The 26065-nt window shown below is 70.9% G+C and carries 23 protein-coding genes, 4 pseudogenes and 1 riboswitch; of the genes and pseudogenes, 18 read left to right on the top strand and 9 right to left on the bottom strand.

Features of this window, described 5'->3' with window-relative positions; genetic code table 11:
- The first annotated feature begins 10 nt into the window (after window positions 1-10).
- From ACZ5CR_RS30965 to ACZ5CR_RS30940, 6 genes are all read left to right on the top strand, one after another.
- Window positions 11-265, top strand: a complete 255-nt coding sequence (locus ACZ5CR_RS30965; RefSeq protein WP_468863451.1) for a hypothetical protein — start codon at window positions 11-13, stop codon at window positions 263-265.
- 142 nt (window positions 266-407) lie between these two features.
- A riboswitch (cobalamin riboswitch) is annotated at window positions 408-550 on the top strand.
- Between the two features lie 122 nt (window positions 551-672).
- Window positions 673-1611: a cobalamin biosynthesis protein gene (locus ACZ5CR_RS30960; protein ID WP_468863448.1), complete on the top strand. Its 939-nt coding sequence runs from the start codon at window positions 673-675 to the stop codon at window positions 1609-1611.
- Window positions 1611-3140, top strand: a complete 1530-nt coding sequence (locus tag ACZ5CR_RS30955; protein WP_468863446.1) for a cobyric acid synthase — start codon at window positions 1611-1613, stop codon at window positions 3138-3140. The genes ACZ5CR_RS30960 and ACZ5CR_RS30955 overlap by 1 nt, the downstream gene beginning before the upstream one ends.
- Before the next feature lie 46 nt (window positions 3141-3186).
- Window positions 3187-5262, top strand: a complete 2076-nt coding sequence (locus ACZ5CR_RS30950) for a putative cobaltochelatase (RefSeq protein WP_468863444.1) — start codon at window positions 3187-3189, stop codon at window positions 5260-5262.
- Window positions 5262-5870, top strand: a complete 609-nt coding sequence (gene cobO / locus ACZ5CR_RS30945; RefSeq protein WP_468863442.1) for a cob(I)yrinic acid a,c-diamide adenosyltransferase — start codon at window positions 5262-5264, stop codon at window positions 5868-5870. The genes ACZ5CR_RS30950 and cobO overlap by 1 nt, the downstream gene beginning before the upstream one ends.
- A complete protein-coding gene (locus ACZ5CR_RS30940; protein ID WP_468863440.1) occupies window positions 5864-7237 on the top strand; it encodes a cobyrinate a,c-diamide synthase in 1374 nt (457 codons plus the stop codon). Before cobO ends, ACZ5CR_RS30940 begins: the two co-directional genes overlap by 7 nt.
- Window positions 7238-7343: 106 nt before the next feature.
- Here the strand turns inward: ACZ5CR_RS30940 and ACZ5CR_RS30935 are convergent, their stop codons facing one another.
- On the bottom strand, window positions 7344-8075 hold the full coding sequence (locus ACZ5CR_RS30935) for a ZIP family metal transporter (RefSeq protein WP_468863438.1): 732 nt from the start codon (window positions 8073-8075) through the stop codon (window positions 7344-7346).
- Window positions 8076-8353: 278 nt separating this feature from the next.
- On the opposite strand from ACZ5CR_RS30935, the pseudogene ACZ5CR_RS30930 reads away from it, so the two are divergent.
- The 3 genes and pseudogenes from ACZ5CR_RS30930 to cobC all read left to right on the top strand — a co-directional run.
- Window positions 8354-8725, top strand: a pseudogene (locus ACZ5CR_RS30930) (cobalamin biosynthesis protein); the annotation flags it as partial.
- 122 nt (window positions 8726-8847) lie between these two features.
- A complete protein-coding gene (locus ACZ5CR_RS30925; protein ID WP_468863436.1) occupies window positions 8848-9687 on the top strand; it encodes a sirohydrochlorin chelatase in 840 nt (279 codons plus the stop codon).
- Window positions 9677-10747, top strand: a complete 1071-nt coding sequence (cobC, locus tag ACZ5CR_RS30920) for an Rv2231c family pyridoxal phosphate-dependent protein CobC (RefSeq protein WP_468863434.1) — start codon at window positions 9677-9679, stop codon at window positions 10745-10747. The genes ACZ5CR_RS30925 and cobC overlap by 11 nt, the downstream gene beginning before the upstream one ends.
- Before the next feature lie 191 nt (window positions 10748-10938).
- On the opposite strand, the gene ACZ5CR_RS30915 is transcribed toward cobC, so the two are convergent.
- Both ACZ5CR_RS30915 and ACZ5CR_RS30910 read right to left on the bottom strand, forming a co-directional pair.
- Window positions 10939-11874 (bottom strand): SCO1860 family LAETG-anchored protein, encoded by a 936-nt coding sequence (locus tag ACZ5CR_RS30915; RefSeq protein ID WP_468863432.1) that lies wholly within the window; start codon window positions 11872-11874, stop codon window positions 10939-10941.
- A gap of 349 nt (window positions 11875-12223) precedes the next feature.
- Window positions 12224-13312 carry an amidohydrolase family protein gene (locus ACZ5CR_RS30910; protein WP_468863430.1) on the bottom strand — a complete coding sequence of 363 codons (1089 nt, stop codon included), beginning with the start codon at window positions 13310-13312 and terminating at the stop codon, window positions 12224-12226.
- A gap of 55 nt (window positions 13313-13367) precedes the next feature.
- Between ACZ5CR_RS30910 and ACZ5CR_RS30905 the strand changes: the two genes are divergently transcribed.
- The 7 genes and pseudogenes from ACZ5CR_RS30905 to ACZ5CR_RS30875 all read left to right on the top strand — a co-directional run.
- Window positions 13368-14492, top strand: coding sequence for a pyridoxal-phosphate-dependent aminotransferase family protein (locus ACZ5CR_RS30905; protein ID WP_468863428.1), 1125 nt, complete (start codon window positions 13368-13370; stop codon window positions 14490-14492).
- 133 nt (window positions 14493-14625) lie between these two features.
- Window positions 14626-15150: a DinB family protein gene (locus ACZ5CR_RS30900; RefSeq protein ID WP_468863425.1), complete on the top strand. Its 525-nt coding sequence runs from the start codon at window positions 14626-14628 to the stop codon at window positions 15148-15150.
- 332 nt (window positions 15151-15482) lie between these two features.
- The gene (ectA, locus tag ACZ5CR_RS30895) at window positions 15483-16076 is read left to right on the top strand and encodes a diaminobutyrate acetyltransferase (RefSeq protein WP_468863423.1); all 594 of its coding nucleotides are present in this window, start codon (window positions 15483-15485) and stop codon (window positions 16074-16076) included.
- A 77-nt stretch (window positions 16077-16153) separates the two neighbouring features.
- Window positions 16154-17425 carry a diaminobutyrate--2-oxoglutarate transaminase gene (ectB, locus tag ACZ5CR_RS30890; protein WP_468863421.1) on the top strand — a complete coding sequence of 424 codons (1272 nt, stop codon included), beginning with the start codon at window positions 16154-16156 and terminating at the stop codon, window positions 17423-17425.
- 53 nt (window positions 17426-17478) lie between these two features.
- Window positions 17479-17883 (top strand): ectoine synthase, encoded by a 405-nt coding sequence (locus ACZ5CR_RS30885; RefSeq protein ID WP_468863419.1) that lies wholly within the window; start codon window positions 17479-17481, stop codon window positions 17881-17883.
- Window positions 17884-18041: 158 nt separating this feature from the next.
- Window positions 18042-18941: an ectoine hydroxylase gene (gene thpD / locus ACZ5CR_RS30880; RefSeq protein WP_468863417.1), complete on the top strand. Its 900-nt coding sequence runs from the start codon at window positions 18042-18044 to the stop codon at window positions 18939-18941.
- Window positions 18942-19081: 140 nt separating this feature from the next.
- Window positions 19082-19177: pseudogene (locus ACZ5CR_RS30875) on the top strand (MarR family winged helix-turn-helix transcriptional regulator); the annotation flags it as partial.
- Between the two features lie 20 nt (window positions 19178-19197).
- Here the strand turns inward: ACZ5CR_RS30875 and ACZ5CR_RS30870 are convergent.
- The 6 genes and pseudogenes from ACZ5CR_RS30870 to ACZ5CR_RS30845 all read right to left on the bottom strand — a co-directional run.
- Entirely contained in the window at window positions 19198-20232 is a 1035-nt protein-coding gene (locus ACZ5CR_RS30870; RefSeq protein WP_468863414.1) for a maleylpyruvate isomerase family mycothiol-dependent enzyme, read from the bottom strand.
- Window positions 20232-20849: a sigma-70 family RNA polymerase sigma factor gene (locus ACZ5CR_RS30865; RefSeq protein ID WP_468863411.1), complete on the bottom strand. Its 618-nt coding sequence runs from the start codon at window positions 20847-20849 to the stop codon at window positions 20232-20234. Before ACZ5CR_RS30865 ends, ACZ5CR_RS30870 begins: the two co-directional genes overlap by 1 nt.
- Before the next feature lie 69 nt (window positions 20850-20918).
- Entirely contained in the window at window positions 20919-21965 is a 1047-nt protein-coding gene (locus ACZ5CR_RS30860; protein WP_468863409.1) for an aminotransferase class V-fold PLP-dependent enzyme, read from the bottom strand.
- Window positions 21966-22050: 85 nt separating this feature from the next.
- A complete protein-coding gene (locus ACZ5CR_RS30855) occupies window positions 22051-22758 on the bottom strand; it encodes a DsbA family oxidoreductase (protein ID WP_468863407.1) in 708 nt (235 codons plus the stop codon).
- An 83-nt stretch (window positions 22759-22841) separates the two neighbouring features.
- Complete coding sequence (locus ACZ5CR_RS30850) at window positions 22842-23339, bottom strand: GNAT family N-acetyltransferase (protein WP_468863404.1); 498 nt, start codon at window positions 23337-23339, stop codon at window positions 22842-22844.
- 35 nt (window positions 23340-23374) lie between these two features.
- Window positions 23375-23572, bottom strand: a pseudogene (locus tag ACZ5CR_RS30845) (AraC family transcriptional regulator); the annotation flags it as partial.
- A 168-nt stretch (window positions 23573-23740) separates the two neighbouring features.
- Between ACZ5CR_RS30845 and ACZ5CR_RS30840 the strand changes: the two are divergent.
- Together ACZ5CR_RS30840 and ACZ5CR_RS30835 are read left to right on the top strand one after the other, a co-directional pair.
- A pseudogene (locus tag ACZ5CR_RS30840) lies at window positions 23741-24001 on the top strand (MFS transporter); the annotation flags it as partial.
- Window positions 24002-24110: 109 nt separating this feature from the next.
- Window positions 24111-25346: a helix-turn-helix domain-containing protein gene (locus ACZ5CR_RS30835; RefSeq protein WP_468863402.1), complete on the top strand. Its 1236-nt coding sequence runs from the start codon at window positions 24111-24113 to the stop codon at window positions 25344-25346.
- The last annotated feature ends 719 nt before the right edge of the window (window positions 25347-26065 follow it).

Here is a 26065-nt window from a genome sequence, read left to right as displayed (position 1 = left end):
ACAAGTCAGCATGAACATCGACTGGGCAGCTCTCGGCTCCGTGTTCGGAGTCAGCCTCGCGGTGACGGTGGCCCTGGTGGGCCTGTTCACCCTCGGCATCGTCGGCCTCTCCAAGCGCGAGGCGGCAACGTCCGGCGCCGCTTCGACCGCTTCCACCGCTTCCACCGCGGGCGGGCCCCCGATGGCGGCACGCACGGGCGCGTACGTGTGCTTCGCGCTCTGCGCGGCGGCGGTGGCGTACGGGATCTCTCTGATCGTCGCCTGACGATCGCAGCTCCGGGTGGGGTGCGGGACGCTTCGGCGGCCCGCACCCCACCTCTGTGCGCGGGCCCGGTGAGGGTTCCGGCGAGAGGCCCGGCTGTGGGCCTCGGCACACTCTCCCGCCCCAGGTCAACGGCAAGTTGACGGGCGTTCGCGGGCGTGGTGGACTGCCGGAGCCATTACGGCGGCAGAAGAGGAAGCCGGTGCGAATCCGGCGCGGTCCCGCCACTGTCATCGAGGAGACGACTCCTCGGAAGCCAGGAACTCTCGCCGCCGATCTCGTCGAATCAGGGCGCGGACACCCTGAGTGAGGACATATCGCCATGTGCGGCCGCCCGTTGCCGGTCTCTGTGCCCCCGCCTGTCCAGGCCGGGCCCCTCGCTCCCCTCCGCGTCACGGCCGGCTGAAGCCATGCGTGCCGATCGCGACTTCGCGTACGGCGCCGCCGCCGGCCTCCTCGGTGATCTGTTCCTCGGCGATCCTCGCCGCGGGCATCCGGTCGCCGCGTTCGGCCGGGCCGCGGGAGCCGTCGAGCGTGTGCTGTGGCGTGACCACCGCGGGTGGGGCGCCCTGCACGCCGTGGTGTGCGCCGGGGGCGCGGCCGGTGCCGCCGCCCTCGCCTCTTCCCTTGTACGTGACTCACGCGCCGCATCCGTCGCGCTGACCGCCGCCACCACCTGGGCCGTGGTCGGCGGGACCTCGCTCGGCCGCGAGGCGCGGGCCGTCGGCGGTGCGCTCGCCGCCGGGGACATCGAGGTGGCCAGGGAGCGCCTTCCGCATCTGTGCGGGCGGGATCCGCAGGCGCTCGACGCCGATGGCATCGCGCGGGCCGTGGTCGAGTCCGTCGCCGAGAACACGTCCGACGCGGTCGTCGGCGCCTTGGTGTGGGGTGCGCTCGGCGGGGTTCCCGGGCTTGTCGCCTTCCGGGCCGTGAACACGCTCGACGCCATGGTCGGGCACAAGTCGGTGAAGTACCGGAGGTACGGGTGGGCCTCCGCGCGGCTCGACGATGTTCTGGGGTGGCCCGGGGCCCGGCTCACCGCGGTGCTCGCGGCTGCCGCCGGGGATGCGCCGCGAGGAGCCCTGAAGGCCTGGCGTGCGGACGCGGCCAAGCATCCGAGCCCCAACGCGGGGCCCGTCGAGACCGCCTTCGCCGGGGCGTTGGGGGTACGGCTCGGGGGGACCCTCTCGTACGGGGGCCGGGTCGAGCACCGGCCTGTCCTGAACGGGGACGGGCGGGACGTCGAAGTCGCCGACATCGAGCGGGCCGTGAAGCTTTCGCGACGGGTCGGGCTGCTCGCCCTGGGGGTCGCGGCCGTGGTGAGCACTATGCGGAAAGGCAGGGCCTGATGAGTGGTGGGCTGCTCGTTGCCGGGACCACGTCCGACGCGGGGAAGAGCGTGATCACCGCCGGGATCTGCCGGTGGCTGACCCGCAAGGGGGTCTCCGTCGCGCCCTTCAAGGCGCAGAACATGTCCCTCAACTCCTTCGTCACACGCGAAGGCGCCGAGATCGGGCGGGCCCAGGCCATGCAGGCGCAGGCCGCGCGGGTCGAGCCGAGCGCGCTGATGAACCCCGTGCTGCTCAAGCCGGGCAGTGACCGCAGCAGCCAGGTCGTCCTCATGGGCAAGCCCGTCGGCGAGATGAGCGCGCGTGGCTACCACGGAGGGCGCCAGGAGCAGCTGCTCTCCACCGTCGTGGGATGCCTCGAAGAACTTCGGGGCAGCTATGACGCCGTGATCTGCGAAGGCGCGGGCAGTCCCGCGGAGATCAATCTGCGGCGTACGGACATCGTGAACATGGGGATCGCGCGGGCCGCCCGCTTCCCGGTCCTCGTGGTCGGCGACATCGACCGCGGCGGCGTCTTCGCCTCGTTCTTCGGTACGACCGCGCTGCTCAGCGCCGAGGACCAGAAACTGGTCGCCGGTTATCTCGTCAACAAGTTCCGGGGCGACGTCTCACTGCTCGAACCCGGGCTCGACATGCTGCACGGGCTCACCGGGCGGCGCACGTTCGGTGTGCTGCCCTTCCAGCACGGCCTCGGCATCGATGAGGAGGACGGCCTTCGGGTGTCCCTGCGGGGCGCCGTGCGGGAGTCCGTCGTCGCTCCCCCGGTCGGTGAGGACGTGCTGCGGGTCGCCGTCTGTGCCCTGCCACTGATGTCGAACTTCACGGACGTGGACGCCCTGGCCGCCGAACCCGGCGTCGTGGTGCGGTTCGTGGACCGCGCCGATGAGCTGGTCGACGCCGATCTCGTGGTCGTACCGGGGACGCGCGGCACCGTCCGCGCCCTTCAGTGGCTGCGCGAGCGCGGTCTCGCGGACGCCATCGCGCGGCGCGCCGCCGAGGGGCGGCCCGTGCTCGGTATCTGCGGTGGCTTCCAGGTGCTCGGCGAGCACATCGAGGACGACGTGGAGTCGCGGGCAGGAGCCGTGGACGGGCTCGGCCTGCTGCCCGTGCGCGTGCGGTTCGCGCGCGAGAAGACCCTCGCGCGGCCGGTCGGCGAGGCGCTCGGCGAACCCGTCGAGGGGTACGAGATCCATCACGGCGTCGCCGAAGTCCTGGGCGGTGAGGCCTTCTTGGACGGCTGCCGCGTCGGCGAGGTGTGGGGCACGCACTGGCACGGCTCGCTGGAGAGCGACGCGTTCCGGCGCCGCTTCTTGACCGAGGTCGCCCGCGCCGCCGGGCGCCGCTTCGTGCCCGCGCCCGACACCAGCTTCGCCGCACTGCGCGAGGAGCAGCTCGACCTGCTCGGCGACCTGATCGAGCAGCATGCGGACACGGACGCGCTGCTCCGCCTGATCGAGACCGGCGCCCCGTCCGGCCTCCCCTTCATCGCACCCGGGGCGCCCGCACGACCGGCGGAGGGGGACGGGTGAGAGCCGCCGCCCCCTGCCCCGCCCTGAACCACGTAATGGAGGCCTTGTGAGTACCCCCTATCCGTTCACCGCCCTCGTCGGGCAGGACGACCTGCGGCTCGCCCTGCTGCTCAACGCCGTCTCGCCCGCCGTCGGCGGTGTGCTCGTGCGCGGGGAGAAGGGCACCGCCAAGTCCACCGCCGTGCGAGCCCTTTCGGCCTTGCTGCCGCAGGTGCCCGTCGTCGCCGGATGCCGCTTCTCCTGTGACCCGGCCGCCCCCGACCCCGCCTGCCCCGACGGTCCGCACGACGTCGGCGGCGCTTCGGTGCGGGACGCGCGGATGGTCGAACTGCCCGTAGGGGCCTCCGAGGACCGCCTCGTAGGGGCTCTCGACATCGAGCGGGCGCTCGCCGAGGGCGTGAAGGCCTTCGAGCCGGGTCTTCTCGCCGACGCCCACCGCGGCATCCTCTACGTCGACGAAGTCAACCTGCTGCACGACCACTTGGTCGACCTGCTGCTCGACGCCGCCGCCATGGGCGCCTCGTACGTCGAGCGCGAGGGCGTGTCCGTCCGGCATGCCGCGCGGTTCCTGCTCGTGGGCACCATGAACCCCGAAGAGGGCGAACTGCGCCCGCAGTTGCTCGACCGGTTCGGGCTCACCGTCGAGGTCGCCGCATCGCGCGAGACCGATCAGCGGGTCGAGGTCGTGCGCCGACGGCTCGCGTACGACGACGACGCGGAAGGGTTCGCCGCGCGGTGGCACGAGGACGAGTCCGCGCTGCGGGACCGGATCGTCGCGGCACGTGCGCTGCTTCCCCACGTGCGGCTCGGGGACGGTGCGTTGCGGCAGATCGCCGCGACCTGTGCGGCCTTCGAGGTCGACGGGATGCGGGCCGACATCGTGATGGCGCGTACCGCGACGGCTCTGGCCGCCTGGGCCGGCCGCGACGACGTACTCGCCGAGGATGTACGGCAGGCCGCTCTTCTCGCGCTTCCGCACCGGCGCCGTCGCAACCCCTTCGACGCGCCGGGCCTCGACGAGGACAAGCTCGACGACACGCTGGAGCAGAACGGCGACGACGAGAACGGCGATGACGGGGGCGAGGACCCCGAGCCCGACGGCGACGGTCCCGGCGGGGGCGGACAGCCGCCCCAGGAGGGGCCCGACACCCCCGACGCCCCGGCGCCCGACGCACATGACGCACCCGCCTCCGACACCGACGCCGGGACCGGGCAGGACCAGGACGACGACGCATCCCCGGCACAGGCTCCCGCGGCCGGTGGCGGTGGCGGTGAACAGCGGCCCGTGCAGGCCTCCGAGCCGTTCCGTACGAAGATGCTGAGCGTCCCCGGTCTCGGTGAGGGTGCCGCGGGGCGCCGATCGAGGGCGCGGACCGAGCACGGGCGGACCACCGGGGCCCGGCGGCCTCAAGGAGCGCTCACCAAGCTGCACTTGGCGGCCACCGTGCACGCGGCTGCCCCGCATCAGCGGGCGCGGGGGCGCGTGGGGCGGGGGCTCGTCGTGCGGCGGGACGATCTGCGGCAGGCGACGCGGGAGGGGCGTGAGGGCAACCTCGTGCTCTTCGTCGTGGACGCCTCCGGGTCCATGGCCGCACGCCAGCGGATGAGCGCCGTGAAGGGTGCGGTGCTCTCGCTGCTGCTCGACGCCTACCAGCGCCGGGACAAGGTCGGTCTTGTCACCTTCCGCGGCTCCGACGCCGAGGTGGCGCTGCCGCCGACCTCGTCCGTCGACGCGGCTGCCGCCCGGCTCGAGACGCTGCCCACGGGCGGGCGTACGCCGGTCGCGGCCGGGCTGCTCAAGGCGCACGACGTACTGCGCGTCGAGCGGCTGCGGGATCCGGCACGGCGCCCCCTGGTCGTGGTCGTCACGGACGGCCGGGCCACGGGTGGCGTGGATCCGGTGGCCCGCGCGGGGCGTGCCGCGCGTCTCTTCGAGGCCGCCAACATCGCCTCCGTGGTCGTCGACTGCGAGTCGGGGCACATCCGGCTCGGGCTGGCCGGGCAGCTTGCGGGCGAGCTCGGCGGGACGGCCGTGACGCTCGACGAGCTGCGGGCGGACTCCATCGCCGGGCTCGTCAAGGACGTACAGGGAACTCAGACGCAGATGAGGAGCGTGGCCTGATGCCGCAGGGACAGCCGAACGTGGTGCCGGACGACGGGCTCACCACGCGTCAGCGGCGCAACCGGCCGCTGGTCATGGTGCACACCGGGATCGGCAAGGGAAAGTCCACCGCCGCCTTCGGGCTCGCGCTGCGGGCCTGGAATCAGGGATGGCCCATCGGGGTCTTCCAGTTCGTGAAGTCGGCGAAGTGGAAGGTCGGCGAGGAGAACGCCCTGAAGGTGCTCGGCGCCAGCGACGAGGGCGGCCCCGTCGACTGGCACAAGATGGGCGAGGGCTGGTCGTGGATCCAGCGTGCGCCCGCCGAGGGCGAGCCCAGCCACGAGGACAAGGCCCGCGAGGGGTGGGAGCAGGTCAAGCGCGACCTCGCAGCGGAGACGTACTCGCTGTACGTCCTCGACGAGTTCGCCTATCTCCTGCACTGGGGGTGGATCGACGTGGACGAGGTGATCGAGGTTCTCCGGGACCGTCCAGGGCACCAGCACGTCATCATCACCGGGCGCAACGCGCCGGAAGCCCTGGTCGAGTTCGCCGATCTCGTCACCGACATGTCCAAGGTCAAGCATCCGATGGACGCGGGGCAGAAGGGCCAGAGGGGCATCGAGTGGTAGCTCGGCTCGTCGTCGCCGCGCCGTCCTCCGGAAGCGGGAAGACGACCGTGGCCACGGGGTTGATGGCCGCGTTCTCCGCGGCGGGGCTCACGGTGTCCCCGCACAAGGTGGGCCCCGACTACATCGACCCCGGGTATCACGCGCTGGCCACCGGCCGCCCCGGGCGGAATCTCGACGCGTACATGTGCGGGCCCCAGATGGTGGCGCCCTTGTTCAACCATGGGGCACGCGGCTGCGATCTCGCCGTGGTCGAGGGCGTCATGGGGATGTACGACGGGGTCTCCGGGCAGGGTGAGCTCGCTTCCACCGCGCATGTGTCGAAGCTGCTCCGGGCGCCGGTGGTCCTTGTCGTCGACGCGTCGTCGCAGTCCCGCTCCGTCGCCGCGCTCGTGCACGGGTTCGCGTCCTGGGATCCGGAGGTGCGGCTCGGGGGCGTGATCCTCAACAAGGTGGGGTCCGCGCGGCACGAGGAGCTGCTGCGGGACGCGCTGGGCGAGTCCGGGGTGCCCGTGCTCGGCGCGCTCGGCCGGGTGCAGCAGGTCCGGGCGCCCTCGCGGCATCTGGGGCTCGTTCCGGTGGCCGAGCGGCAGACCGAAGCCGTCGAATCGGTGGCCGCGCTGGCGTCCCGGGTGCGGGAGGGCTGCGATCTCGACGCGATTCTGGCGTTGGCGCGCAGTGCGCCCGCGATGACCGGTGAGACGTGGACGCCTCAAGAGGTGCCGCAGGGCGAGGTGCCGCAGGAGGAGGTGCCGCAGGACGATGAGCGTCGGCCGGTGGTCGCCGTCGCCGGCGGGGCCGCGTTCACCTTCTCCTACGCCGAACACACCGAGCTGCTCACGGCCGCGGGCGCGGACGTCGTCACGTTCGATCCACTGCACGACGAGGAACTGCCGCCCGGCACCGCGGGACTGATCATCGGAGGCGGATTCCCCGAGGTGTACGCGCCCGAGCTCTCCGCCAACGAGCCGCTGCGGAAAGTCGTCGCCGAGCTGGCGCTGAGCGGTGCGCCCGTCGCCGCCGAGTGCGCCGGGTTGCTCTATCTGACCCGGGAGCTGGACGGGAAGCCGATGTGCGGGGTGCTCGACGCCCGCTCCCACATGTCCGAGCGGCTCACGCTCGGGTACCGCGAGGCCGTCGCCGTGTCCGAGAGCCCGCTCGCGGTGGTCGGGACCCGGATGCGCGGGCACGAGTTCCACCGCACCGTCGTCGAACCGGGCGCCGGGGCCGCTCCCGCCTGGGGGCTGCACTCCCCCGAGCGGCGCGTCGAAGGCTTCGTGCAACAGGGTGTGCACGCGAGTTATCTGCACACGCACTGGGCCGCCGAGCCGGGTATCGCGCGTCGGTTCGTGGAGAGGTGCCGGGGATGAGCGGTACGCGGGGTGGGGGCGGGGCCGGAGTCGAGGTCGGGTTCGGGTTCGAGGTCGGGGGCGGCCGGAGCGGAAGACCGTGACCTCGGTCCACGCCGTGGCCGTCTCACTCCGCGATGCCCACCACCAGCCAGATGAACGCCGCCCCCGCCACCGTGCACAGCAGTGTCGAGCGCGCCGGATGCTCGTGGTGCGCCTCCGGCAGGATCTCCGCGGCGGCCAGGTAGAGCAGCGCGCCGCCGAAGAAGCCGAGATATCCCCCGAGCAGTTGCTCCGGAATGGTGAACAGGAGCGTCGACGCGGCGCCCACCACCGGGGCCACCGCGTCCGCGAAGAGCATCGCGAGGGCCTTGCGGCGGGCGTTCCCGTACAGACTGGTGAGCGTGTACGTGTTGAAGCCGTCAGCGAAGTCATGGGCGATGACCGCGAGCGCCACCGCCACGCCCATGCCGCCGCCCACCTGGAACGCGGCACCGATCGCGACACCGTCCATGACGCTGTGCCCGACCATCGCCCCGGCCGCCGTCATCCCCACCTGCGGGATCCGGCCGTTCGTGTCCTCGCCCGCCCCGTGGGCGGCCTGGCGGCCCGCGAGGAGGTGTTCCACCAGGTGCGCGGTGAGGAAGCCCGCGACGAACAGGAGCAGCGCCGCCGGTACCCCGAAGACGGGGCTGCCCGCGGCGTCCAGCGCCTCGGGCAGCAGGTCCAGACCGACCACGCCGAGCATCAGACCGCCCGCGAGCCCCAGGACGAGGTGGCGCCGGTCGGTGACCCGCTGGGCCGTCCAGCCGCCCACCAGGGTCATCACAAAGGCGCCGAGCGCCACGAACACCGCCATGCGCCCTTGCTAGCCGATTGACCCCCTGCCCCGCACATCCACATCGGGCCCGCCGAGCGGACACCGACCCGTTTCTGTCCTGTTTCCGTCCCGTACGAGAGGAGCCCCCGCCCATGGCCGCCGCCGAAGCCACCGCCGAAGCCGCCACCGGCGAGGTCTCCCCTGCCGGGTCGGGGACGGCCGACCTCCCGGGGGCGGCGGTCATCGAACACACGAGGGAAGGCGCAGAGGCCGTCGGCCCGATGACGATGTCCCCCGAACAGGTGGCGGCCGGTGGCTCCCTCGTGGTGGGCGTCGGTGCGAGTAAGGGTGCGCCCGCCGAAGAGGTCATCGGCCTCGTCGAGGACACCCTCCGGGACGCGGGGCTCTCCCCCGCCCGCGTCACCGCGCTGGCGACGCTCGACACGAAGGCCGAAGAGCCCGGCATCGTCGGGGCGGCGGCGCGGCTCGGGGTACCGGTCGTGTCGTACGCGGCCGACGAGTTGGCCGGTGTCGACGTGCCGAGCCCCTCCGACGCGCCGCTCGCCACCGTGGGCACGCCCTCTGTGGCGGAGGCCGCCGCGCTGTGCGGAGGCGGTGAACTTCTCGTACCCAAGCGGAAGTCGGCACCCGGCGGCCGTGCACCCATGGTGACCTGTGCGATCGTGCGCTGCGGGCCCGCGCCGAGCCCGGCGACGAACGCGGCGAAGAATGCGGTGAAGAACGCGGTGAGCGCGCCGCGGGTGTCCGCACCTGATCCGAACGAAACAGGCAAAGCAATCAAGGAGTCCGAGTGACCACCCCGCCCGCACCGCTCCCCGCACTGCTCATCGCCGGACACGGCACCCGGGACGAGGCCGGGGCGGCCGCTTTCCGGGGCTTCGTACAGGAAATCGCCCGCCGCAACCCCGAACTCCCGGTCGCGGGCGGCTTGATCGGGCTTTCGCCGCCACCGGCACCGCCGTCACCCGCGTCACCGCCGTCGCCGCCCCCGTTGGCCGACGCGGTCACCGACCTCGTCGACCGGGGCGTGAAACGTTTCGCTTCGGTACCGCTGACGCTGGCGCCGGACGAGCACGCCAAGGGCGACATCCCCGTGGCGCTCACCCGTGAGCAGGAGCGCCACCCCGGCATCTCGTACACCCACGGCCGCCCGCTCGGACCGCACCCCTCGCTCCTGAACGTCCTCGGGCGCCGCCTGGACGAGGCGCTCGGCGGCTCGGCCCGCCGCACGCCGCAGGACCGCGCGAACGTCACGGTGCTGCTCGTGGGCCGCGGTTCGAGCGACCCGGAGGCCAACGCCGAGGTGCACAAGGCAGCTCGGCTGCTGTGGGAGGGGCGCGGTTACGCGGGTGTGGAGACGGCGTTCGTGTCGCTCGCGGCGCCGGACGTGCCGTCGGGGCTCGACCGCTGCGTCCGTCTGGGCGCGCAGCGGATCGTCGTCCTGCCCTACTTCCTCTTCACCGGCACCCTGCCGGAGCGGGTCCTCCAGCAGACGGAGGGCTGGGCGGCGGCGCACCCCGGGATCGAGGTGCGCTCGGCGGAGGTGATCGGCCCCGAGGAGGAGCTGCTCGACCTCGTCATGGAGCGCTACCGGGAGGCGGTCGGCGGCGATGACGCACATGCCCACTGAGTACGACGCCGAGTACGACGGCGGGCCGGATCTGCGCCACCACGGGGACGCGGAGGTCCGCGGCGCCGCCGACCTCACCGACCTCGCGGTCAACGTCCGCGCGAACACCCCGCCCGCCTGGCTCAAGCGACACCTGGCCGCCTCGCTCGACGGTCTGGCCGCGTACCCGGACGGCCGGGCGGCGCGGGCGGCGGTGGCGGCGCGACACGGCGTGGCCCCCGACCGGGTGCTGCTCACATCGGGCGCGGCGGAGGCGTTCGTGCTCCTCGCGCGCGCCCTGAAGGTGCGTCAGCCCGTGGTGGTCCACCCACAGTTCACCGAACCGGAGGCGGCGCTGCGGGATGCGGGGCACGTGGTGGGGCGGGTGCTGCTGCGGGAGGAGGACGGGTTCCGTCTCTCGGGGGCGACGGTCCCCCAGGACGCCGATCTGGTCGTGATCGGCAACCCGACGAACCCGACATCGGTCCTTCACCCGGCCGCCTCGATCTCCGAACTCGCCCGCCCCGGGCGGTACTTGGTGGTGGATGAGGCTTTCATGGACGCGGTACCGGGTGAGCGGGAGGCGCTGGCGGGCCGTACGGACGTACCCGGCCTCGTGGTGCTGCGCAGCCTCACCAAGACATGGGGTCTGGCGGGGCTGCGGATCGGCTACGTCCTGTCCGACCCGGAGACGATCGCGACGCTGGCCGCGACTCAGCCCTTGTGGCCGGTGTCCTCTCCCGCGCTCGCGGCGGCGGAGGCATGCGTGGCGCCCGCGGCGCTGGCCGAGGCGTCCGACGCGGCCCTGCGGATCTCCGCCGATCGGGCCCATCTCCTGGACGGACTCAGGGAGTTCGCCTCCCACGGAGTGCGGGTCGTGGAGCCCGCCGAGGGGCCCTTCGTCCTGCTCCGGGCCCCCGAAGCCCCGGCCCTGCGCGAACGCCTGCGGGAGCGGGGGTTCGCGTTGCGGCGGGGGGACACGTTTCCGGGGCTCGGGGCCGAGTGGTTGCGGGTGGCGGTGCGTGATCCGGGGACGACGGATCGGTTGCTGGGAACGGTGCGGGCCTTGCTGGGGGGCTGAGGCCTTTCCTTTCCCCGACCCCGCCCCTTCCCATATACCCGCTGGGCCCGGGGCCCTGTGCCTCGTGCCTTGTGCCTTGCGCCTTGCGCCTTGTGCGTACCGTCATCACTGGCTTCGCCAAGTTCGTCCTCGATCGCCGGACGGCTGAAATCTTTCAGCCGTCCGGCGATCGAGGACCAGGGCCCGGCCCTTCAGCCCTTACGCACCCGCCGGGCCATGAGCACCGCGCCACCACCCGCGGCAAGCAGCATCACGCCACCACCCACGAGGTACGGCGTCGACGAGTTGCCCCCGGTCTCGGCGAGGTTCGCCTGTGCGGGCTTCTCCGGCTTCGCGACCACCGGCTTCTCGCCGGTGCCACCCTGCGGCTTCACCGGCGGATCCGAAGGCTTCGCCGGTGAAGCCGCAGGCGCCTCGCACGACGCGCCCGCGAGGGTCACCGTCCCCTCGACCTCCGCGACATTCAGCTTCAAGGGGTTCACGGAGACCTTCAGCTCCAGCGCGGAAGCCGCCGCCGTACGCGATGTCGTGTGCGTCTTCGACAGGTCGAGCCGCACCTCTCCGACGCCCGGCACCTCCACATGGGTCGTACCCCCCGCCGACAGCGTGACCTTCTTGCCGAGCACCGTCACACCGCCCAGCAGGTTCGCCTCGGCCACCGGTCGCTCGCCCGCCGCGCAGACCGCCTTGGACGTCACCTGCTCGACCTCGATCAGGGACAGCAGCGGAAGCCCCGGCACGTGCACCTTCGCCCGTGCGATGTTGCTGTAGCCCTCAGCCTTCCCGTCCTCGACGGTCGCCTTCGCGGTGGCGACGTCCGCCCGCAGCACGCTGAACGGCTGCCCGCCGTTGACCCCGTTCAGCTCGGCGGTGAGCGCGGTCTTGTCGGCGCTGGCCGGCGCCTGTACTTCGTTGAGCGCGACCTTGAGCGGGACGTTCAGGGTCTTGTTGAGCAGGGACACATCGAGCCCGGTACGCAGCACGACGGCGTTCGCGCGGCCCTTGTCGCCGCCCGTGGCCGAGGCGGACCCCGCGGTGGCGAGCGCCGCGGGACCCGCGACGAGAACCGTGGCGGTGGCGATCACGCCGAGGCGGCGTGCGGGCAGGCGGAAGGCATTGCTGTTCAAGGTGGTGGAACCCCCACAAGAGTTACGGAGCCGCCGGAAGCCTCGCGCTTCGCTGGATGGGGACATCGCTTGAGCGCGACACCGGCAACATCGACAGGGGGAATCTTTACGCACTGAGAGTGAATAGCCAGCGACGAAGCGTGAGTTCACTCCAAAGGGAGGTTTCCGCCCCCGCTTTCGAATCTTCCGGCACGTACGTTCCCCACAGCCACCCGAGTAACTCCCTGGCTCGAACACACCGGTTGACGCGACCGGCATGGCCGAATCGTGTGCAACGAACCGACGGCCCTCCACGTAACGCTCCGTCAACGTGGCTCCCCTGCGGAACCCGCCGCGCCTACCCCACGACCTACCCCACGACCCGCCCGTTGAGGACCACCCTCTGAGGCGCCGCCAACACCCCCACGTCCTCCCGGGGATCGGCCCCGTACACCACCAGGTCCGCCGGTGCCCCCTCCACCAGGCCCGGGCGCCCCAGCCAGGACCTCGCCCCCCATGTCGTCGCCGAGAGCGCGTCCACCGCCGGGATCCCGGCGTGCCTCAGTTCGGCCACCTCGGCCGCGACCAGGCCGTGGGCCAGCGAGCCGCCCGCGTCCGTGCCCGCGTACACCGGCACCCCCGCGTCGTACGCGGCCCGCACCGTGTCGTAGCGGCGCTCGTACAGGCGCCGCATGTGCCGTGACCACTTGGGGAACTTCGATGCGCCGCCGTCGGCCAACTGCGGGAACGTCGCGATGTTCACCAGTGTCGGGACGATCGCCACACCCCGTTCGGCGAAGAGCGGGATGGTGTCCTCGGTCAGGCCCGTGGCGTGCTCGACGCAGTCGATGCCCGCCTCCACCAGGTCCCGCAGGGAGTCCTCGGCGAAGCAGTGCGCCGTCACCCGCGCGCCGAGGCGGTGCGCCTCGGTGATCGCCGCCTCGACCTCGGGCCGGGGCCAGCACGCCGTCAGGTCTCCCGCGTCGCGGTCGATCCAGTCGCCGACCAGCTTGACCCAGCCGTCGCCGCGCCGGGCCTCCTGGGCGACGTACGCGACGAGGTCGGACGGCTCGATCTCGTGGGCGTAGTTGCGGATGTAGCGGCGCGTGCGCGCGATGTGGCGGCCCGCGCGGATGATCTTCGGGAGGTCCTCGCGGTCGTCGATCCAGCGCGTGTCGGACGGGGAGCCCGCGTCGCGGATCAGGAGGGTGCCGATCTCGCGGTCGGTCAGCGCCTGCTTCTCGGCCACGTCCGGCTCCACCGGGCCGTGCGTGTCCAGGCCCACGTGGCAGTGCGCGTCGACCAGGCCGGGGAGTGTCCAGCCCTGGACCGTGACGTCCGGCGCCGCCGACGGGCGGTCGTAGGTGACTCTGCCCCCGACCACCCACAATTCGTCCCGCACCTCGTCCGGGCCGACGAGCACCCGCCCCTTCACGTGCAGCACCGTGTGATCGCTCATGTACAGCAGCTTAGGAGCCGGTCGGTACGCTCGGTCCGGCAGCCCGAACGAACTCGTGAGCGAAGTGAGCAGCACCGTGACGACGCATCCATTCCTTGACCTGGCCCCCTTGAGCGCCCGGCACTTCGCCTCCATCGAGGAGCGCGTCGCCGGACTGCTCTCCACCTCGCAGGACGTCGTGATCATGCAGGGCGAGGCGCTGCTTCCTCTGGAGGGCTGTATCCGGGGTGCGGCGCAACCCGGCACGACCGCGCTGAACGTCATCACCGGGCCCTACGGGCAGACCTTCGGCAACTGGCTGCGCGACTGCGGGGCGACCGTCGTCGATCTCGCCGTTCCCTTCCACACCGCCGTGACCGCCGAGCAGGTCCGCGAGGCCCTCGCCGCGCACCCCGAGATCGACTTCGTCTCGCTCGTCCACGCCGAGGCCGCGACCGGCAACACCAATCCCGTCGCCGAGATCGGTGAGGTCGTCCGCGAGCACGGCGCCCTGTTCATGCTCGACGCCGTCGCCTCGGTGGCCGCCGAGCCGCTGCTCCCGGACGCGTGGGGCGTGGACCTGTGCGTGATCGGCGCCCAGAAGGCGATGGGCGGCCCCGCGGGCGTCTCCGCCGTCTCCGTGAGCGAGCGGGCCTGGACCCGGCTCGCCGCCAATCCGCAGGCGCCGCGCCGCTCGTACCTCTCCCTCCTCGACTGGAAGGAGCGGTGGATCGACGGCGGGCGCAAGGCGCTGCTTCACGCCCCGGCGCAGCTGGAGATGCTCGCCCTCGAAGCGTGCGTGGAGCGCATCGAGGCCGAGGGTCTCGACGCGCTGATGGCGCGGCACGCCACCGCCGCCGCGGCGACCCGCGCGGGTGCGATCGCGCTCGGCGGCGGCCTCGAGCCGTACGTCCTTCAGGCGGGGGACGCCGCTCCGGTCGCCACGACGCTGCGCGCCCCCGAGGGCGTCGACGCCTCGGTGCTCGTCGCCAAGGCGCTCGCCGCCGACCCGGTGCTTCCGCTGGTCGCCGGTGGCGGTGCGCTGGCCAAGGAGATGATCCGGGTGAACCACTACGGCCCTGACGCGACCCGTGGCGTGGTGCACGCCTCGCTCGCCGCCCTGGGCGCCGCGATGGGCGAGGCCGGACTCGCGGTCGACCTCGAAGCGGCACGACGTGCGGTGACGGCCGCCTGGCAGTAGCCGAGCGGTGGACGGGTGGTGGGTGGCCGCTCACTCCTGCCCACCGTCCCGGCCCGTCATGCCCACAGCGGCCGCGCCAAGCTCACAGCGAACAGCGAGCGCCCCGCAGGGCGGGAGTGGCAGCGTGAGCGCCATGACCACGCTCCCGGACGGCCGCCCCGTGCCCGATCCGACCGCCGGCGAGCCCGCGATGCTGATGGGCTGGCTCGATTTCCATCGCGAGACGCTCGCGGTGAAGTGCTCGGGGCTCGATGACGCACAGACCCGTGTCGCCACTGTCCCGTCCTCGTCACTGACCCTGCTCGGCCTCGTGCAGCATCTGGCCGAGGTGGAGCGGAACTGGTTCCAGCGTGTGCTCGCCGGTCAGGACGTCCCGCCGGTGTACGAGGACGGGGTCACAGGCTTCGCCCTGGCCCCGGAGCGGACGTACGCCCAGGCCCTGGCCGTGTGGCGGCGCGAGGTGGCGGTGAGCCGCAAGCTCTGCGAGGGGCGGCCACTGGACGGGGTGGGGCGGCTGAGCGAGCGGGAGGCGGCCGTGACGGGCAGTGCCGAGGTCAGCCTGCGCTGGATCCTGGTCCACCTCATCGAGGAGTACGCGCGGCACAACGGCCACGCCGATCTCCTCAGGGAGGGAATCGACGGGGTGACGGGGCCTTAAATGGTCTACGTAAATTCACGGACGCATTCTCACCGCTTCATTATCCACTTTATCGGCACAGCTTTCCGTATTCTTCTTCCCGCTTTTCGGAGACCTAAACACTAAGGTTTCGGCAACAGTAAGTCTCACAATTCGGACACGCTTCGAGGGAGTTACGGTTCTGTGACGTACTCCACATAGCGTCCGTTATGCACCGTATGACCCCATCAAATCAGGCCATTTCGCCGGGGATTCCTGCGGGCGCGCACCCACGCGTGATAACACATAGGGCCCTCTTACGTAACCCCTTCCGGCGATGCAATTAAAGAAATTGCTCGGTAAATTCAATCCGCATGACCGCTGCACAAGCCGATGTACCGTCCGACCTGGAAGCGAATTCCCTGAAAATGCCCGAGGGGCTGCGCCTCGACACCCCCGACGTCGCCGACGGCGCCGCAATCTGGCGGATCGCGCGCGACTCGAAGGTGTTGGACCTCAACTCCTCGTACAGCTACCTGCTGTGGTGTCGCGACTTCGCGGCGACCTCAGTGGTGGCCCGGGACGCGAACGGTGAGCCCGCCGGGTTCATCACCGGCTACATCCGGCCCGAGCGGCCACGCACCCTGGTGGTCTGGCAGGTGGCCGTCGACCAGGCACATCGGGGCCGCGGCCTCGCCGGTGCGCTGCTGGACGGGCTGACCTCGAAGGTCGCCGCCGACCGGGAGCTGGTCTCGGTCGAGACGACCATCACGCCGGACAACAAGCCGTCCGAGCGGCTGTTCACCTCGTACGCACAGCGCCACGGCGCGTCGGTCGAGCGCACCGTGCTCTTCGACGCGGGGCTCTTCCCCGAAGAGGGGCACGAGCCCGAGGTCCTGTTCCTCATAGAGCCTGTCACCGAGTCAGGGAAAGCCGCGCGGAACAAGCCGGTCGAGCCAGTCGGCTGAGTTGCGCCGCCCTTCCCCCCAAGCACCACCTGTCACCCCCCACCTCCCAAGTCTTTCCATCTCCCAGGAGATCTGCTGTGACCATCACCCAGCCCGACCTGAGCGTCTTCGAGACCCTGGAGTCGGAGGTGCGCAGCTACTGCCGCGGTTGGCCCACTGTCTTCGACCGTGCGCAGGGCAGCCGCATGTTCGACGAGGACGGCCACTCGTACCTCGACTTCTTCGCCGGGGCCGGCTCGCTCAACTACGGCCACAACAACCCGGTCCTCAAACGCGCCCTGATCGACTACCTGGAGCGCGACAGCGTCGTCCACGGCCTGGACATGTCCACGGTCGCCAAGCGTGCGTTCCTCGAGTCGTTCCAGAACATCATCCTGCGCCCGCGTGACCTGCCGTACAAGGTCATGTTCCCGGGCCCGACGGGCACCAACGCCGTCGAGTCCGCGCTGAAGCTGGCGCGCAAGGTCAAGGGCCGCGAGTCCATCGTGTCGTTCACGAACGCCTTCCACGGCATGTCGCTCGGCTCGCTCGCGGTGACCGGCAACGCCTTCAAGCGCGCCGGCGCCGGCATCCCGCTGGTGCACGGCACGCCGATGCCCTTCGACCGCTACCTCGAGGGCACGACCCCCGACTTCGTCTGGTTCGAGCGTCTGCTCGAGGACCAGGGCTCCGGCCTCAACCAGCCCGCCGCCGTGATCGTCGAGACGGTCCAGGGCGAGGGCGGCATCAACGTCGCCCGCGCCGAGTGGCTCCGCAAGCTCGCCGACGTGTGCGAGCGCTGGGACATGCTGCTCATCGTCGACGACATCCAGATGGGCTGCGGCCGCACCGGCGCGTTCTTCTCCTTCGAGGAGGCGGGCATCACGCCGGACATCGTGACGGTGTCCAAGTCCATCAGCGGCTACGGCATGCCGATGGCGCTGACGCTGTTCAAGCCCGAGCTCGACGTCTGGGAGCCGGGCGAGCACAACGGCACCTTCCGCGGCAACAACCCGGCGTTCGTCACGGCCGCCGCCGCCCTGGAGACCTACTGGTCCGACGGCCCGGCCATGGAGAAGCAGACCCGTGCCCGCGGCGAGCAGGTCGAAGAGGCCTTCGCCGCCATCGCCGACGAGAACCCCGGCGCCATCAGGGAGTACCGCGGCCGCGGTCTCGTCTGGGGCATGGAGTTCATCGACAAGGCGCGCGCGGGCGCCATCGCCAAGCGCGCCTTCGAACTCGGTCTGCTCATCGAGACATCCGGCCCCGAGAGCGAGGTCGTCAAGCTCCTTCCGGCGCTGACGATCACCGCCGACGAGCTGGACGAAGGCCTTCGCACGCTCGCCCGTGCGGTGCGCGAGACCGCCTGAGCGGCCCCCGCGCCGCGTCGTCACCCCCGTAAGAGAAAAGGAACCGATTCACCGTGATCGTCCGTTCGTTCAAGGACATTGAAGGCACCGACCGGCACGTCAAGTCCGCGTCGGGCACCTGGGAGAGCAAGCGCATCGTCCTCGCCAAGGAGCGGGTGGGCTTCTCGGTCCACGAGACCATCCTGTACGCGGGTACGGAGACGTCGATGTGGTACGCCAACCACATCGAGGCCGTCGTGTGCACCAAGGGTGAGGCCGAGCTGACCGACGACACGACCGGCAAGAAGTACACGATCACGCCCGGGACCATGTACCTGCTCGACGGGAACGAGAAGCACACGATGCGGATCAAGGAGGACTTCCACTGCATCTGTGTCTTCAACCCGCCCGTCACCGGTCGTGAGGACCACGACGAGAACGGCGTGTACCCGCTCCTGACGGAGCCCGAGTCGGCCTGAAAAACTGAAGTGCCGGAGCCGGGGCAGCTTCTGCCCCGGCTCCGCGTCGCAGGGCTGAAGCAACACGCCCCCTGAATCTCCCCCGCCGCCCTCTTCCTCTGGGCGGCGGGGGTGTACATCCCGGAAAGGGCCGTACGAGAGGAGAGGCAGGCAACACCATGACCACCGCACCCGAACGCACCGCCGATCTGTACCCGACACGAGGCGCCGAAGAGGTCCTCATCGAACGCAAGGACCCCGTCGTGTGGTCCGAGCCGGGTACACCGGGGCCCATCGTGGCCGACGAACTGGCGGGGTTCGAACGGGACGGATTCCTGGCGATCGACCAGCTCATCACCCCGGACGAGGTGGGCGTCTACCACGCCGAGCTCACGCGGTTGATCGATGACCCCACGATGCGGGCGGACGAGCGCTCCATCGTGGAGCCGCGTTCCCAGGAGATCCGGACAATTTTTGAGGTGCACAAGATCAGCGAGCTGTTCGCGAAGCTCGCTGCCGATCCGAGGGTGGTGGGGCGGGCCCGGCAGATCCTGGGTTCCGACGTCTACGTCCACCAGTCCCGGATCAACGTCAAGCCTGGCTTCGGGGCCTCGGGGTTCTACTGGCACTCGGACTTCGAGACCTGGCACGCCGAGGACGGCCTCGCGAACATGCGGACCGTCTCGGTCTCGATCGCGCTCACCAAAAATCACGACACCAACGGCGGCCTCATGATCATGCCGGGGTCGCACAAGACGTTCCTCGGCTGTGAAGGCGCGACGCCGAAGGACAACTACAAGCGGTCCCTGCAGATGCAGGACGCGGGCATTCCCTCGGACGAGACGCTCACGGACCTCGCCTCGGATTACGGCATCCGGCTCTTCACCGGTGAGGCGGGTTCCGCGACCTGGTTCGACTGCAATGCCATGCACGGTTCGGGGGACAACATCACGCCGTTCCCGCGCAGCAACGTCTTCATCGTGTTCAACAGTGTGGAGAACACGGCGGTGGAGCCGTTCGCGGCGCCGATCCGGCGGCCGGATTACATCGGGGCTCGGGACTTCACTCCGGTGAAGTAAGCAGTCTCGTATGAGAATTGGCCCGGCACCTTGGAGTGCCGGGCCAAGCTTGGTTGTGACGTCCGGGTCGCGGTTACAGCACCGGGTAGTCCGTGTAGCCCTTCTCCGTACCGCCGACGTCCTCGGGCTCGTAGCTGCCGCAGCGCCTTGAGCAGGCCGGACACGTACAGCGCCGCCCGGACCCGGACGATCGCCGCGGGGTCCTCGTGGAGGCCACGGAGGCGAGCTGCGGGTTGCTGACGGGGTCTGGTGAGGCTTAGAGCCAGGCCAGCGACGCCGCTCGGGCCAGGACCTGGTCCGCGGCGGACAGACTGCCGGAGACTCCCCTGGGGACCTCCGCGGGATCGACCCGCCCGCCCATGAGCAGGCAGAAGTCCACCGGCCCCAGGACCAGCTCCGCGCTCACCGGCTCCGCCCCGCTGCCCAGGACCCACGACACCTCGTCCCCCTCGTTCCCCTCGTCCCCCTCATCCGCGACGGTCAGCGCGACGGCCGGCGCCTCGGAGCCGAGGGCCAGGTCCAGGATCCGTACGGCAAGGCGCACCAGCTGCCAGAGGTGGGGGGAGAGGGGCGGCGGGACCGGCCTGTCCAGGGCCCTGCCGATGTCGTCCGTGTGCACCCACGCCTCGAAGGCCCTGACCAGGAAGTGGTCCGCGAGCGGAAGCCGCGCGCCCATCAGCGTCGTGGCCCGCCCGGCCAGTTCCGGATCGTGCGCCTCGGGGGCGGAGAGGAGCGCGGTCGCCTGCTCCTGCCAGGACGCGACCGTCTCGGCGGGAGCGCGTCCGCGCTCACGGCGAAGGACCTCCTGCGTACGCCCCGCCCAGGCCGTACGCCACGGAGTCCCGTCCACGCCGTCCCACGGCCCGGCCGCCCGCAGGCCGAGCCGCACGGCCAGCGGCTCATCGGCGGCCACCAGATGCGCGACCGTGTCGTGCACGTTCCAGTCGTGCACGACGGGAGTTCCCCAGAGACCCTTCTCGTCCAACTCCCCGAGGAGCGCCCGGAGTCCGGACACGGCAGCGGCGTACGGCGCCGCGTGCGCGGCCGTACGGGGAACAGCCGGGCGGGCGCGCAGGGCCAGGGCGAGGCCCCGGTCGGCGGCGGGAGCGGGCCCGTCGGTGACGGGCGGGCCGTCCAGGTGCCGTACCGCCGCGCGCAGCCGCGACGCCTCCGCCGCGCACGGATCGCAGTCCGCCAGATGCGGAGCGACCGTCCGCTCGTCGCCCGGCATGAGCGCGCCGACGGCCCAGGCCCCGAGAAGCTCACGTACGGCTTCGTGATCCGTGGTCATCACGCGCCTCTTTCGCCTGGAGCGTCGGCAAGTGCCGCATCGGGTGGGTCGGGTGGGTCGGTCAGCGCTTCGGCCAGCGTGCGCAGGGCCGTACGCAATCGGGTCTTCGCCGTGCCCTCGGGAATGCCGAGTTCCACCGCGGCCTGGCGGTACGTGCAGCCCGCGAAGTACGCCAGGTGCACCACCTGGCGCTGCGGGAGCGGGAGCCTCGCCAGCGCGGAGTGCAGGAGCAGGGAGCGTTCTCGTGCCATGACCACGTCTTCCGGGGGCGGATCCGGGGTGGGGATCGTGTGCAGGGTCGTGTCGTCGGCATGGGCCGCCTTGCGGTGGCGCTCCTCGCCGCGTACCCAGTCCACCGCCCGCCGATGCGCCAGCATGCTCAGCCAGGTACGCAGACTTCCCCGCCGCGCGTCGAACGCGTAGGGCCTCGACCAGAGATGGGCAAAGACCTCCTGGGCGACGTCCTCCGCCCCGCCGGGGCTGCGGGTGACGCGTCCCGCGATGCGGTGGACGAGGGTGCCGTACCTGTCGTAGACCTCGGCGAGGGCCGTCTCGTCGCCGTACACAAGGCGCTGATGCAGGTCGGTGTCCCAATATGGCTGTTCCGCCGCTGACACTGACACCACCGCCTCGTGAGGCCACCCCGTCCTGCATTCCTAGTGCCCCGCCGCCCGGCGCGCCAGGGTTCAGCCGGAGAGCACGTCAAGGATCCGGTCCACGTCCGCCTCCGTGTTGTACAGGTGGAACGAGGCTCGCAGGTGTCCCGCGCGCGCGGCCGTGATGACCCCGGCCCGCCTCAGCTCGGGCTCCTTGTCGGCGAGGCCGGGGACGGAGACGATGGGGGACCCGCCGGGCACCGGCTCGTGGCCCAGGTCCGCGAGTCCCGCACGGTAGCGGGCCGCGAGCGCCGTGTCGTGGGCGTGCACCGCTTCGATTCCGGTCTCCTCCAGGTGGGCCAGGGACTGTGCCGCTCCGTGGTACGCGAGGAAGGCGGGGGGCTCGTCGAAACGGCGCGCGTCGGGGGCCAGTTCCGAGAGCGGTCCGTACGTGGAGTTCCAGGTGTCCGCCGCCGCCATCCAGCCCGCGTGCAGTGGGACGAGGGACTCCTGCGCCTCCTCGCTCACCGTCAGGAACGACGTGCCGCGCGGGCAGAGCAGCCACTTGAAGGCGCCGGTGACGGTGTAGTCGTACGGGCTCGCGTCGAAGGGCAGCCAGCCCGCGGCCTGCGTGGCGTCGTTGAGGATGCGGGCGCCGTGGGCGGCCGCGGCCGCACGTACCGCCGTGTCGTCGGCGAGACGGCCGTCGGCCGACTGCACGGCGGAGTACACCACGAGGGCCGTGGTGGGGCGGACCGACTCGGCGAGTTCCTCAAGCGGTACGTAGCGGATCTTGAGGTCGCCGCGCACCACGAAGGGGTTGATGATCGAGCTGAACTCCCCCTCGGGGAGCAGGATTTCGGAGCCCGGACGCTGCGCCGCCGCGATCAGGCCGCAGTGGACGGCGACCGAGCCGCCGGTGGCCACCCGTGAGTGGTCCACGCCGACAAGGCGCGCGAAGGCCTCACGGGCGGCGTTCACGATCCCGAAGTCACCCGAGCCACCGCCCGCGCCCATGCCGTTCTCGGCCGCGAGGCGCTGGATCGCCTCGACGGCGCGCGCAGGCAGCAGGCCGCTCTTCGCCGTGTCCAGATACGTCGACGTGGGCGCGAACTCGGCGCCGTTGATGATCCCCATGGGATCAACTCTCGCGCCCGTTCACGCCCACGTCCATCACGCATGCGTGGAGGCGACCGGTCAGCGGTGCTGGCGCGCCGCCGCATCAGGCCTGCGGAACCGCGCAGCCGTCGGGGCCGCAGGCGTCGCCGTCCGCGAGGGTGGTGAGCGGCGAGCGGCTGTCCCACGCCTGCTCCAGGGCCTGGGCGAAGACGTCGGCGGGCTGGGCGCCGGAGACGCCGTACTTGCGGTCGAGGACGAAGAACGGCACGCCGTTCGCGCCGAGTTCGGCGGCCTCGCGCTCGTCGGCGCGTACGTCGTCGGCGTAACGGGACGGGTCGGCGAGGACCGCGCGGGCACCGTCCGCGTCGAGACCGGCCTCGACCGCGAGCTCCACGAGCCGCTCGTCGTCGTCGAAGACGGACCGCTCATCGGCGAAGTTGGCGCGGTAGAGGAGCCCGAGCAGCTCGTCCTGCCTGCCCTGCTCCTTGGCGAAGTGCAGGAGGCGGTGCATGTCGAAGGTGCTGCCGTGGTCGCGGCCCTCGGTGAGATAGGCCAGGCCCTCGGACGACGCGTTGACGCCGAGGTTCCGCTCGGCCTCCTGGGCCTGCTCCTCGCTCATGCCGTACTTCTTGGCGAGCATCGGGATCACAAGCCCGCTGTCGCCCTTGGCGCGCGAGGGGTCGAGCTCGAAGGAGCGGTGCACCACCTCGACGTCGTCGCGGTGCGGGAAAGCGGCGAGTGCCTTCTCGAAGCGGGCCTTGCCCACGTAGCACCAGGGGCAGGCGATGTCGCTCCAGATCTCGACGCGCATGTGTCCAGCTCTCTTCAGGTCGAACGTTGACGGTGGTGCGGAGGATCCCTCCGGTCACTGGAAGAACGTACGGCCTGATCCGGTCATTCCCCGGTTGCCCCAGGACCCCCGGGCGTCACCGAGAGCCGCATCCGCAGGTGCGTGCCCGCGCCCTCGCCCGGTGCGGCCTGCTGCCAGCCGTGGCGGGCGTAGAAGGCCTGGGCGCGCCGGTTCTCCCGGTGGACGTCCAGGGTGGCCAGCCGGATGCCGTCGGCCCGCCACTCCTCCACGCACGCGGCGTGCAGGGCCGCGCCGACCCCCGCGCGCCAGTGGTCGGGGTCGACGTGGAACTGGAAGAGCGCCACGGTGTCCGCCGCCTCGCCCTCGGGCGTACGGAAGGAGGCCAGGCCCACGATCCGGCCCTCGCGGACCGCGCACAGCACATGCCCGTCACGGCGCTCGACGGCTCCCCGCCACATCACGAGTGCGTCGACGCGCTGTTCCGGCAGCCCCTCGGGGTAGTACGTGGCGCGGGCACGGGCGTGCAGGGCCGCGAGCGCCGGGGCGTCGGCGGTGAGGGCGGTGCGTATGACGGTCGGCATCACGGTCCGCATCGTCGTGGGGAAGGCTGAGTGGATCACGCTGCGACAGACGTGTTCCGGGAGCCCTGGGTTCCGAGGCGGTTGAACTGGGTGCGGTAGGCGCTCGGCGTGAGCCCGGTGCGGCGTACCAGATGGCCGCGGAGCGAGTCGGCCGTGCCGAGCCCACAGGCCTGTGCGACCTGGTCCATGGAGAGCGACGTCGTCTCCAGCAGTTCAGAGCATCTCGGGGATCGCGAGGTTGAACATCGACACGGGTGAGGGCGCGATGACGGCGACGCGGTGCGGTCGGTGCGGCTGGTCCGGCCGACGGGCGGGCTTCGGGCGGGGCATGGCCAGAACCTCCGGAGGTATGGCATCCAGGCCACTACTGTAGCCGCGCCGCCGTCAGCAGACTCATGGACATGGCAACGAACTCCCTCACCGAGGACTCCCACCCCACCGGGCATGTGGCAACGTCGGCACCCCACCCCGTGCCCGGCGGCAGCGGCAAGCGCCACCCCTCCCCCGGCCTCACACTCACCGCCGCCATGCTCGGCTTCGCCCTGATCACGCTCGACGCCTCCGTGGTGAACGTGGCGCTGCCCGCGATCGGCGACTCCCTGGGCGGCGGCATGTCCGGGCTCCAGTGGGTCGTGGACGCCTACACGCTCGCCTTCACTAGCTGAACGAACCATCAGGTCATATTTGTTGCTCTGACCGGTAGCGGACCATCCCTCCTGGGAGGCCTCGTCAGCATGCCCAACGGACGTACGCTGGACGGGAGGTGATTCGATGTCGTCGCTGCAAGAGAACGTCCGAGACCTTCGCCGTGGGGCGGGCCTGAGCCAGGAGGAGCTAGCCGACTCGGCGAACCTCTCCGTGGGCACGATCCGCAAGATTGAGCAAGGCGGAGACGCCAGGGTCGAGACCCTTCACATGATCGCGCGGGCGCTCGGTACGTCTACCTCCAGCCTCTTCGTGACGGAATCCCCTGACCCCGTGCACGCGAGCGCAGGGGACGGCCCAAAGCTGATGGAACTCAGGCGTGCTCTCATGCCTCCTATCGGCCTGGCTGAAGTGCTCACTGAGCCACACCAGATGGCCGACCTTCATTCGATTCAGCGCGACATCGACGACTCCCACAGCCTGTATCACGCGGACCGGTACGACTCCGTGGCGAAGAGGCTGCCCGGAATCCTGCGAGCCGCTGAGGCTGCTGTGGCCCTCAGCGCGGAGGGCGAGGCGCAGCAAAAGGCCATCATCACGCGGGCCGGTGCGTTCCTCCTTGCAGGCAAATACTTGACGCAGGTCCGCCGATACGACATGGCCTATCACGCTCTTTCGCAAGGGATCCGCGACGCCCGCGAGGCCGGGCAGGTGCAGATTGCCGCAACCGGCGTCGTGGGAATGGGCTGGCTGCTCTTGAGGCAGGACCGTTTCGACGAGGCGGAGCGGTTGGCCACTGTCACCGCTGCAGAGGTGGAGCCGCGGATCTCCAGCGCCTCCCCTGGGGAATTGGCGGTATGGGGGGAACTCCTCCAGCGCGTCGCTTCGGCGGCGATGCGCAACAACCGCCCGGACGTGGCCAAGGAAGCACGTCGAATGACTGCGACGGCGGCGAGCGCGCTGAATGAGGAACACGTCGACTTCCGTCAGCACTGGACTACCTTCGGGCCGGTGACAGCTGAGACGAAGGCAATTGAGGATCTCGCCCTGATCGGTGATGCTCGCGGGGTCATTCGCAGGTCTGACGAAGGACCGGTAGGGCGTAAGGCACTGAAGAGGTTCGGCCGGCCAAGTGCGAACAACTGGGACCGTCATCGCCTGGACGTTGCCTACGCTCACGCGCGGCTCGGATCGCACCAAGATTCAATGGAGGAATTGAACACCATCCTCCGCACATCCCCTGAGTGGCTGAAGCATCAGTCCATGGCTCGCCACGTCATGCACGATATCCTTTCCCACCGGAAGCGCACGTTGACTCAGGAAATGCGCATCATGGCCGCTCACCTGGGCGTTACTGGCTAACTACCACGCCACGTTGTAGTTCCATGCGGTCCGTCAGCGAACTACAACGCTACGTGTCTGTGATCCTCTGTGCAGCACCAATAACGTCGGGTGCATGGAGACGGCAGGGCCAGAGCCAGAAGAAACAGACACGGACGCGCCGCACACCCCCGCACTAGGCGAAACTGTCTTGGATTCGCGCAGGAACCTTGTGGGCGTCGTCATGGGCAACGAAGGCGGGATCTACCAGCTCCGCCCCCCCCTAAGGGGGGCCGCGAGTGGGACGCCAGGCCTGAACACATTCGCCATATCGAGCCGCATCGCTTGCTTCACGTGCGGGTGTCGACTGTCAACGCCAGAAGTGCGGCACGGCTGACGTGATCGCGGGCCGTCCCCAGTCAGTCGTGCGGCGCAGAGCGTTGCCTCCCCGCCCCGCTTGCGCTCGTGCGTCCTCTTGGCGGAGGCGTTGAGCATGCCGCCAAGCCGTCGGCCCGCTACGTCGCCCGGACCCCGCGACGGAGGAACGGTACGGCCTTAAAGCCCCGTTGGTACTGCACGTCGGAGTTCTGCAACGCCAACGGTTAAGGCCCGCTCTGCTCGCCCTCCTACTTCCACTCCCGGCTGAGGTCAACGAGCAGAGCGGGCCGTCCATTGCCTGACACAGGGGGCGCCGATGAAGCCTGACGAACTGACGTTCGGCCTGGCGGTGTACGACCTGGCCAACGTCCTTGTCGGACGCG

This window comes from Streptomyces sp. NPDC031274, from assembly GCF_055570235.1.
The sequence above is the reverse complement of the archived record's forward strand: the minus strand, read 5'-3'. Positions and strand labels throughout refer to the sequence as shown.

Excerpts from the sequence above, each read along its gene's own strand:
- ACZ5CR_RS30965 (WP_468863451.1), top strand. The coding sequence starts at position 11 with ATGAACATCGACTGGGCAGCTCTCGGCTCCGTGTTCGGAGTCAGCCTC.
- ACZ5CR_RS30960 (WP_468863448.1), top strand. The coding sequence starts at position 673 with ATGCGTGCCGATCGCGACTTCGCGTACGGCGCCGCCGCCGGCCTCCTC.
- ACZ5CR_RS30955 (WP_468863446.1), top strand. The coding sequence starts at position 1,611 with ATGAGTGGTGGGCTGCTCGTTGCCGGGACCACGTCCGACGCGGGGAAG.
- cobO (WP_468863442.1), top strand. The coding sequence starts at position 5,262 with ATGCCGCAGGGACAGCCGAACGTGGTGCCGGACGACGGGCTCACCACG.
- ACZ5CR_RS30935 (WP_468863438.1), bottom strand. The coding sequence starts at position 8,075 with ATGGCGGTGTTCGTGGCGCTCGGCGCCTTTGTGATGACCCTGGTGGGC.
- cobC (WP_468863434.1), top strand. The coding sequence starts at position 9,677 with ATGCCCACTGAGTACGACGCCGAGTACGACGGCGGGCCGGATCTGCGC.
- ACZ5CR_RS30910 (WP_468863430.1), bottom strand. The coding sequence starts at position 13,312 with ATGAGCGATCACACGGTGCTGCACGTGAAGGGGCGGGTGCTCGTCGGC.
- ACZ5CR_RS30900 (WP_468863425.1), top strand. The coding sequence starts at position 14,626 with ATGACCACGCTCCCGGACGGCCGCCCCGTGCCCGATCCGACCGCCGGC.
- ectA (WP_468863423.1), top strand. The coding sequence starts at position 15,483 with ATGACCGCTGCACAAGCCGATGTACCGTCCGACCTGGAAGCGAATTCC.
- thpD (WP_468863417.1), top strand. The coding sequence starts at position 18,042 with ATGACCACCGCACCCGAACGCACCGCCGATCTGTACCCGACACGAGGC.
- ACZ5CR_RS30870 (WP_468863414.1), bottom strand. The coding sequence starts at position 20,232 with ATGACCACGGATCACGAAGCCGTACGTGAGCTTCTCGGGGCCTGGGCC.
- ACZ5CR_RS30860 (WP_468863409.1), bottom strand. The coding sequence starts at position 21,965 with ATGGGGATCATCAACGGCGCCGAGTTCGCGCCCACGTCGACGTATCTG.
- ACZ5CR_RS30855 (WP_468863407.1), bottom strand. The coding sequence starts at position 22,758 with ATGCGCGTCGAGATCTGGAGCGACATCGCCTGCCCCTGGTGCTACGTG.
- ACZ5CR_RS30850 (WP_468863404.1), bottom strand. The coding sequence starts at position 23,339 with ATGCCGACCGTCATACGCACCGCCCTCACCGCCGACGCCCCGGCGCTC.
- ACZ5CR_RS30835 (WP_468863402.1), top strand. The coding sequence starts at position 24,111 with ATGTCGTCGCTGCAAGAGAACGTCCGAGACCTTCGCCGTGGGGCGGGC.